The organism is Leifsonia sp. HAY1-4F (assembly GCF_056755275.1).
Window position 1 is genome coordinate 1 of the sequence record NZ_JBNDHX010000134.1, and the last position, 8,933, is coordinate 8,933.

5 protein-coding genes are annotated in these 8,933 nt (G+C 62.0%); 1 reads left to right on the plus strand and 4 read right to left on the minus strand.

Annotation, left to right across the window (positions count from 1 at the left end):
• On the minus strand, nucleotides 1-973 hold a 973-nt coding region (locus ACPYOG_RS17680), incomplete at its 3' end, for an extracellular solute-binding protein (RefSeq protein WP_481295468.1).
• A gap of 241 nt (nucleotides 974-1,214) precedes the next feature.
• Here ACPYOG_RS17680 and ACPYOG_RS17685 point away from each other — a divergent pair.
• Complete coding sequence (locus ACPYOG_RS17685; protein WP_481295469.1) at nucleotides 1,215-1,859, plus strand: alpha/beta hydrolase; 645 nt, start codon at nucleotides 1,215-1,217, stop codon at nucleotides 1,857-1,859.
• Between the two features lie 16 nt (nucleotides 1,860-1,875).
• On the opposite strand, the gene ACPYOG_RS17690 is transcribed toward ACPYOG_RS17685, so the two are convergent.
• From ACPYOG_RS17690 to ACPYOG_RS17700, 3 genes are all read right to left on the minus strand, one after another.
• A complete protein-coding gene (locus ACPYOG_RS17690; protein WP_481295470.1) occupies nucleotides 1,876-6,153 on the minus strand; it encodes an OmpL47-type beta-barrel domain-containing protein in 4,278 nt (1,425 codons plus the stop codon).
• Nucleotides 6,154-6,926: 773 nt separating this feature from the next.
• Nucleotides 6,927-8,141, minus strand: coding sequence for a family 1 glycosylhydrolase (locus ACPYOG_RS17695; protein WP_481295471.1), 1,215 nt, complete (start codon nucleotides 8,139-8,141; stop codon nucleotides 6,927-6,929).
• A gap of 57 nt (nucleotides 8,142-8,198) precedes the next feature.
• Nucleotides 8,199-8,933, minus strand: a 735-nt coding sequence (locus ACPYOG_RS17700; RefSeq protein ID WP_481295472.1) for a DUF4982 domain-containing protein, incomplete at its 5' end; no start/stop codon positions are given.

Consider the following 8,933-nt stretch of genomic DNA (forward strand, 5'->3'; position numbering starts at 1 on the left):
CGTACAGCGTCTCCGGGCTGACGCCGGCAGGGATCATCGAGTAGTGGCCGTCCGTGATCCAGTTCTGGTTCTTGAACAGCGTGATACCGGTGTCCGGGGGGTACGTTCCCGCTTTGCGGAACGAGATGTCGTGAGAGATCACCGTCGGGATCACGCGAAGCTGGCCGCCGCCGAACTGCTGGGCAAGCAGCGATGAACTCGACGGGTAGCTGGTGACGTACTTTCCGAGATCCTTCAGGTAGGCCCAGGTCTTGCTCCAACCATGGACCGGGTCGGACGGGTTGCTGTCACCGAGAATGTACGGGAGCGTCTCGATGAACGCTCGTCCCGAGCCGGAGTTGGCAGGCTGCGCATAGGAGAACTTGCCCGGGTTCGCCTTGGCCCACGCGAGGAGAGCCTGCGGCGTGTTCGGGGCATCCGAAGACGTGACGGGCGATTGGTAGTCGATAAAGGGCCCGTTCTGGTCGTAATTGATCAGGATTCCCTGGCCGTTGCTAGCCTTCTGGAAGTTCGACCGACCCTCGTCCTGAATCTTCGTGAAATCCGGAAGGCTGGACCCGTACGCGGGGAGCTGGGTCGTCAGCAGCTTTTGCTTCTGCAGAGAACCGAGGACGTCCGGGCCGCCGAGCACCAGCGAGGTGGTGACTGCACCGCCTGAAGACTGCGCAAGGAGCTTGCCTGCGACGTCGGTCGCCGCTGCCGTCTGATAGGAGACGCCGGACACCAGGTCAGGGTTAGCCTTCACGAACGCGTCGATCGCCGCCTGACCACCTCCTTTGAGGTCGCCGCCGCCGTCGAGGATGGTGAGCTGGATAGGACTGCTCGGCTTGCTCGCCTTAGCCGTCGAGGTCGATCCCGCTGTCGGCGCGTTGGGAGCGCTGCATGCGGTCAGGCCAAGAGCGGCCACGACGACGATCGATGCGAAAATGCCGACCTTTCGGCCGACACGCTTGGTGTCACTGCTGTGTGCCACGGGGGTCCCTTTCGTAAATACGACGCTGTACTTCGCAGCCCATCTCTGATGATCTTCGATGTCGGATGCCGCGAGGACTGTTTATCAGAATAGTGATCGTTCACTCTCATGTCAACGCGATCCTTTTCGCCAATTTGTTGCAGCAAAATCTGAATTCCTGAGACTTGTCGCTCGCTCTCCCCGACGGCGCATCCGAGAAAAAAGTGAACCATCACGATTTGACTTCGCTACCCTGGTCGTCATGTCAAGCGTGCACATCATCGTCTTACCCGGTAGCGGCTATCAACGCCACGCTCCGCATGAGGGAGAACCTGTGGCGCAGTGGTTGCGCACGCTGGGATACGAAGCGACCGTCCTTTGGTATCCCGTGCCGGCTCGGCACCCCGCACCACTCCGCGCCGTGGAAGATCGGATAGCGGAACTTCGCGCTGAGGGGGCCGGGACCGTTGTGCTATTTGGCTTCTCCGCTGGTGGACATCTCGCTGGCCAAGCCGCGCTCACGCTCGCCGAACGTGGCCGTCCAGACGCAGTGGTTCTTGCGTATCCGGTCGTGTCGATGATGACGGAGCACCACGCCATCTCGCGCGAGAACCTCCTCGGCCGCGATGCGACTGAACAGGAGAGGCGATCAGTTTCACTCGAGTTGCTCGCACACAGGGATGCTCCCCCGTTTTTCATTTGGCACACTGGGGAAGACGCATCGGTGCCACTAGAGCACAGCCTTCGACTCGCTCACGCACTGTCCGACGCTGATGTTGACTTCGAGCTCCACGTTTATCAAGCAGGCAAGCATGGAGTGGGCCTGGCCGACGGCATCGCAGGAACACAGGACTGGACGGAATTGTGCGCCAGGTGGCTCTCACGGACCCTTCAGAAACTCGCCTGAAGTCGACGTCGATTCCCTACGTGGCGGGTGCCCACGGACCGTCGACCGGGTCGGGTGTCTGATTGCGCGTGTACCACCGTGCGGTGTATTTGACACCGTTGTATTCGGCCACATCACCCGCATTGAAGATCCGCGAAGGCGTCCAGAGCGCAACACCGTCCGGTGCTGTAGCGATCTCTTCCCAGGCCCCGGTGGCCAGCCCGGGCTTCTCGTTTCGCGTGTACCAGGCAGCCAGGTAGGTCTTGCCCGAGTACGTGACGGTGTTGCCGGCCCGGAAGATCCGAGAGGCCGTCCAGATGGTGGTGCCGTCCTCCGTCATTGCGAGTTCTTGCCATGCTCCGGTCGCGCTCTTTCCCGGCGTCTCATTCTTGGAGTACCACTCCGCCTGGTACACCGCCCCGTTCCAGCTGACGCGGTCCCCGGACTGGTACGACGTGGTCGAATTCCACGTCGTGGGGAGCACCACTGTCACGATGACTGTATTTGCGGACCCCTCGAAGTCCGCTGCTCCACTGTAGGTCAGCGTCAGAGTGTGCTGGCCGCCTGAGAGACCCACCGGAAGTACGAACGAAGCCGTCCCGTTTGCGAGGGCGACACTTCCTCGATCCGTCGTTCCCTCGGTGAGCTTGACCTCTCCGGTAATCGCGCCCGGTACCGGAGAGGCAACCTGTGCTTCGATCTTTGCGCTCGTGCCCCAGGGAGCCGAGGCATCTCCCGCCGTCACTGTGGTTGGGGCGGGGTTGATCACGAGAGACTCCGACACCGGCACCGCTCGGCGGAAGGCAGTGTTTCCGTCCTGGCTTGCGGTGATCGTGCAGGTTCCGGCGCCGAGGATGTGCACGTTTGCGCCAGTAACCGTGCACGGGCCGCTTGCGCTGAATGCAATCGGTAGGCCCGAGCTGGATTCTGCGGACACCGCGAAGTCGGCGTCACCGAATGTGTGATCCGCGATGGCGGCAAAGTCGATGATTTGTGTGCCTTCCGGTACGTCCAGAGTGACTACATCAGAGATGTTGCCGGCCTCATCCACCGATCTCAGGTCGACCGTGTGCGCATCGGCGTCAGACTGAATTGGTTGCGTGTATTCAGTCCACACTCCGCTGTCTTGACTGAACTGTATTTCGGCTACACCGCTCGTTGAGTCGGCCGCTGACGCCGTAACCGTCCGCGTCTTCGAATCGAACGTTCCTGTCGTCGATGGGGCGGTGGCATCGATCTTGATCGCCGCGGATGCAACGTCGGTGGTCTGGTAAGGGTCGCTTGATTGGTACGAGACCACGTGCTCACCATCCGCGTCGACGGAGAATGGGGCGGTGTACGGCGTCATCACACCGTCGTCGACGGCGTAGTGCGATTGCGCACCTCCCGAGCCACCCTCCGTTGTAACTGTGACTGCAACTGGCTGTGTGAACCAGCCGTTGTCGCCGTTGGGCTGCGCCGGCGAGAACGCCAGGCTTTCGGTCAACGGCGATACCGGAACGTAGGCTGCTCCCTGCGAAACGCTGACGTTGTTGATATAGATCGAGCCGATCTCGCCGCCATTCGAGTACCAGGCGACCTTCCCGATGGATGGCATGGATGTGCGGAAAGCGGCGTCGGTCAAGACACGATCGCCGTCAAGGTCAAGGTCGAAGGTTTGGTTGACCGTGTCGATCGTCAGGTCGACGTCGTACCACTGATTCAGGTTGTACGGGGCGATCGTCTTGGACGTGCCGCCAACATACGCGGTGATCTGTCCGCGTGCGAACGCTACGCTCACGGCCTGGGTTCCATTCGCGTTGTAAACGTACGGTGCGCCGTAGTAGCCGCCCGCGGTGTCGTTTCGCATGATCTGAGCTTTGACCGTGACCAGGCCCTTGAGGGGTGACGAGAATACCCGAGCGAGGTTCGTCCCGTCGGTTCCTCCCTGACTGTTTGTCCGGTTCAGATATGCGCTCTTGTCCGTGCTCGTGGGAACTTCGGCAACGTTCACGGTGTTTCCCGTCGAGACCACTCGCCAACCATCTGTGCCGTCGCTCAGGGCGCCGGTTGGGAGGTTGTCGAAGGTCTCGCCCACGACCGGGTCTGTTGCGTGACCGGTGACGTAGAGTCCCCCGATGTCCACAGTTGCCGCGGGAGTAACTGAGAAGCCTCCGCGACTCGGGCCGGTGTAACCCAGCGCTGAAGCCGTGAACGAGTAGTCATCGGCGGCGGTGACGCTCGGAAAGGTGAATCGCCCATCGCTGCCGGATGTCGTCGTTGCAACCGCTGCACCATTCTCGGTGAGCGACACCGACGCGCCTGGCACCGCGGTCCCCTGTTCATCGACCACCTCGCCGGTGAACGTCCCTGTCGTGGACGTGCTGGTCATCACCAAGTTCTCACGAGTGAAAGTGCCCGAGGCGATCGAAACGGACGCCTGGAAGTCGGCGTAGTCGGTTGCCGTGGCCGTCAATGTGGCATTGGAAGCGAAGGGGACGCCCTGGACGTCATAGAAGCCGTTCACGTCCGACGTTGCGCTGTAAGTGCTCCCCGCAACGCTCACGGACACCGTCGCTCCCGCGACGGGCTTCTGGTACTGATTCGCGATCGTCCCTGTGACGGATTCGGTGGTCTGGCCTGCCGGGGTGCGATATTCAAAGGCTCCGATGTCGGTTACACCATTCGGCACCGCGTTGCCGGCGAAGTCCCGACCGCCATTGTTTGCGATGGTGGTGCCGGCGTCGATGAAGCCGGAGCCTGGCTGAAGTGCGTAGCCGGAGGCGGTGCCCAACTGCGTACCTGTCGTTGATCCGTATGGCCCGCTCGGGTTCGGGTTCCCGAACCTTGGATCCGTCAGTTCGACAGCCTGCGCGTCCGAGCTGGGAATCTTCGTCTCGTTAGAGGTGTAGCCATTGTTCGCGTACTTGAGGCTCGAAGCCGAAACGAACGCCGTGTCGGAGCGCTCCGATGCGAAGAGGTTGTTGTTCATGGTGACGGTCCCCGTTATGGAACCGGAGGTCATATTCGGTGCTGTCTTGTTGTAAAAGACGTTGTTGTACACCTGCGCCGTCGATCCCCTTACCTGGGAGAAGTAGATGTTGCGGTTCGTGCTGTTAGCGACCACGTTGTATCGGACGATCGCGCTCCCGAACTGCGGACTGCCACACGCGCACAACAGGATGCCGTCGGCATTGTCGTGCAGGTAGTTGTACTGGAAGTACTGGTTGGTTGTGCCGATGTCCGGATCCAGCCCGTTCGCGTCGGCGCTGTGCTGGGCATAGTGCGTGCCCATGATCTCGTTGTACTGAACGGTGATGTTGTCGGTCATGTTGCTTTCGACGCCGGAGACGCCGACCTGGTCGATCACATTGCCTTGGACGGTTCCTCCGCGCACACCTGTGATGTACACGCCGTCACCGCCGAACTCGGTACCAGCCTGAGTGATGTAGTTGTTCTGGATGGTGACGTTCGTGAAAGGAGTGAATTTGCTGTCGGTGGCACTGGTGCGCTGACCCCAGCCGGTCGGAACCGCGCCCGGCGCGTCACCGCTGTACTGCTTCGTGGAGATTCCAGAGAACGAAGTGTTCTCGACTCGAGAATTCTCGATCATCAGGCCGTCGTAGGTCGTTGCGGCTCCCGGCGCGGCAATATTCGTGACAGAGGCGTTGACGATGATCCCGCCCGTGTTCTTGGACCTGTCCCAGCCCGTTCCCCAGTTCACGCCAGGGGTGTCGTTGGAAGGGCTGCCGCCGACCCAGTTGATCTGTCCCGTCACATCGTGCACGTAAACGGAGTCGATGGTGATGTTGTGCAGGACCGTGCCGTTGTCTCCGTGGATCCCGATCCCGCGGAAGTCTCCGAGATTTGCACCGGGAGTCGAGGTGGCCGGCGCCGCATTGGAGACATCGAGGTTTCGAATCACCCAGTACTGCTGATTGAAGAGCTGTACGGCATCACCGACCGTTCCTTGCCCTTGGATTTGAGGTTTTGCCCCGGTGCCGTAGCTGTCGATCGTGATGGGTGCGCTTGACGATCCAGACCCTTTCGCCCACAACTGCCCCACCCAGGTGTCGCCGGACTCGAAGTGGATGGTGTCACCCGGCTGGAAGGTTGTGGCGTCGACCTTGCTGAGCGATTGCCAGGGTGCGTCGGGAGAAGTCCCGGCGTTCTGATCGCTTCCGGACGTGCTCACGAAGTAGTTTCCCCCGAGCGGGGTTGCGGCCGAACCCGAAATTGCGGGGACGAACGTCCCCGCCGCAACGGATAGCACGGCGAGCACAGTCATCCCGAACAAACGGACAGACCCACGGCGCCTCTTGGTCGTTTCTGACACGACGAATCCTCTCCCTTGAGGAACGCACCTGCGACGCGATAACGCAGAGCGCTCTGCAACATGGCGAGATTAGTGAACGATCACATTAAAGTCAAGAATCATTCAAGTGCTGTTTTCTGGCCCAATCGGGCCGAAGCTGGCATCGTAAACCGCACCGGGTTTCGATCCCATGAACTCTATATAGTTCACGTTCACCTTTATGTTCCCGCCGAACGCAACAATTGCGGTGGCGCCTCGCCTCACTGAGGCCTATCAAACGGACGTCAACATCGTCTTCGCTCGGATCGCACTCCGGGTGGCCCGCTTCGCAATAGAGACCCCCATGCATCGATGCCCATCGAGCCCGGCCGAATCGCCGCGGATCACGATCGGAGCAAAGCTGTAGAAGGTCTCTCACCCAATTCGGGCACGGTCTATTAGGGGGCCTGCGAATCGTCACCGGCAAGCAGTCCTCGCGCTACCCCACTGCTACCTGTGCAGCTATCTCACCTAACTCGGCGCCTGGGGATACAGCCTCAGCGACGTCGAGCAGAGTGACCGACGTGACTGGGAGCAACACGACGCCCGGAGGCGTCAGTGTCGTCTTGAGACGGTCTCCACACGTTCCCTTTTTCTCCTCCGCACTTGGCTGTACTGAGCCGACCACGCCGATCAGCCCGCCCTGCAGTTCCGGACTTATGAGGGTGGTGTAGATGATGAATACCCGCATTATGATCTACTCCGAAGCGCCCCAGGTTTGACGCCGCATCCTTTGTTGCAGGCTCGCCGCAGGATCACACCGACGCGCCGTTGAGTCGGGCGACACCGCCGAGCCACGCAAGGCTCGGCTTGGGGGTTCGGGTGAACGTCTCGCGGTCCACCGCGACCAGACCGAAGGTGGGCTTCCAATGACCCCACTCGTAATTGTCCAGTAGCGACCAGTGCAAGTAGCCGCGCACATCCGCCCCGTCGTCGATCGCTGCGCCTAGCCCTCGGAGGGCTTGGGTCGTGTACACGATGCGGCGCGCGTCGTCGGCCGTGGCGATGCCGTTCTCGGTGACCAGCACCGGCAGCCCAGTCGTCTTGGCGACGTGTCGGACTGCCATCTCGAGTGCATCCGGTCGGCATGCAGCGCCGGTCAGGGTGTTGTCCGGATGCTCCGGATGCGGAATGAGGCCTGCCGAACCTACCTGCTGGGTGGAGTACGACTGCACGCCGACGAAGTCGTCTCCGGCCGAGGCCTCCAGGTAGACGTCTTCGTATGCGTATCGCACGTCGACGAGCCTCTCCTCGCCGCCGGGAGCTGCAGTGAACGCGCCGTTCGCGATGGACCAACCGACGTTCGCACCGGTGCGGGTTCGCACGATGTCTCGCACAGCATGATGTGCGGCGATGAGCGGTTGAGCGTCGTGCACGCGGGGCACCGGAAGGTTCGCGGCGATGCGTGCTCGTTCTGCGTCACCGTCGACCGTCGGGCTTTGCCACTCTGCGAGTTGGCCGGTTCGGGCGGCCTCCTGCATCATCATCATCATCGCAATCATGTTGGGCTCGTTGATGGTCACGATCCAGTCGACACCGTCGAGGATCTCGGTGGCGCGGGTCGCATAGGCCGCGAAGCGCTCGGCGGCGCCGTCGCCGAGCCAGCTGCCCGTTTCCGCGAACCATCGCGGCACGGTGAAGTGGTTGAGTGTGATGACCGGGGTGATGCCGAGTTCGAGTGCTGTATCGATCATGCGCCTGTAGTGCGCGAGCTCGGCGTTGGAGAACATGCCCGGGCGGGGCTCGATGCGGGCCCATTCGATGCCGAATCTATAGGCGTTCAGCCCCGCCCCGGCGAGAAGTGTCATGTCCTCTCGAAAGCGGTGGTAGCTGTCATCCGCGTCGCCGGAGGGCTCCATACCCTGCGTCAGGCCCTCGCGTGCCCACCAGTCACTGTTGAGGTTGTTGCCCTCGATTTGGTGCGGCGCGGTGGACGCGCCCCACAGGAAGGAGCCGGGCCTGATGTTCATTGCAGTCTTTCGTTTGGCGTCAGTGCGGGATTCGTGGGTGAGGGTCCGCCTACGTCGTCACGGGGCGGTGCCTGCAATCGCAAGGTCCCCTAGGGCTGCGGCCGGAGGGGCTGCGGGTTCGACTCGCAGCACCGCGGCGACCCTGAGGTCACCCGCAGAGGCCTGCACCAGGATTTCGCCCTCTGCCTTTGGGCGAATGATCGCGAGCAATCGACCATCGAAAGTCCAACAGTGGTCACCGCTGAGCGGGTCGACGGCTCGTGGATTTCCGCTTCCGAGTCCTGCCAGGTATCCGGCGCCGGAGACCGTCACGGAGACTTCTACGTCGGCGTCGGTGAACAGCGTGCCATCCGCGCCAACGAGGGAGACTTCCACGAACGCGGCCGCCTGGCTGGTCGGCTGCAGTTCGACGCGGTCGACGCTCATGGCTAGCACCGGAGTTCCGTGAGCGGTCGTCACTGTTGAGCGGGCCCGCTCGATGCCGTCGAGATAGGCGATGGCCGTGATCTCCCCGCGGGAGTATGCGGTGTCGAATGTGGCGATGAATTTCTTTGCCTCTCCCACCGGTTGCCGGCCGACCCTCGCACCGTTGACCCGTAGTTCGATCTCGTCGGCGTCGCTGTAGATATCCACCTGGGTCGGCGTCCCGTCGGGAACGGACCAGGTCCAGCTCTCGATGGCGTCAGGCCAGGACCAGCCGCCAGCGACCGGCGCCTTGCCGTACTGGTCCGGCCGGTGGACCGCGATGTACGGTTCGTGGCGCAGGCCGTAGACGGTCTCTCGGTAGTAGGA

Bases quoted from the DNA above. Each gene is read 5' to 3' on its own strand.
- ACPYOG_RS17685 (WP_481295469.1), top strand. From the start codon at position 1,215: ATGTCAAGCGTGCACATCATCGTCTTACCCGGTAGCGGCTATCAACGC.
- ACPYOG_RS17695 (WP_481295471.1), bottom strand. From the start codon at position 8,141: ATGAACATCAGGCCCGGCTCCTTCCTGTGGGGCGCGTCCACCGCGCCG.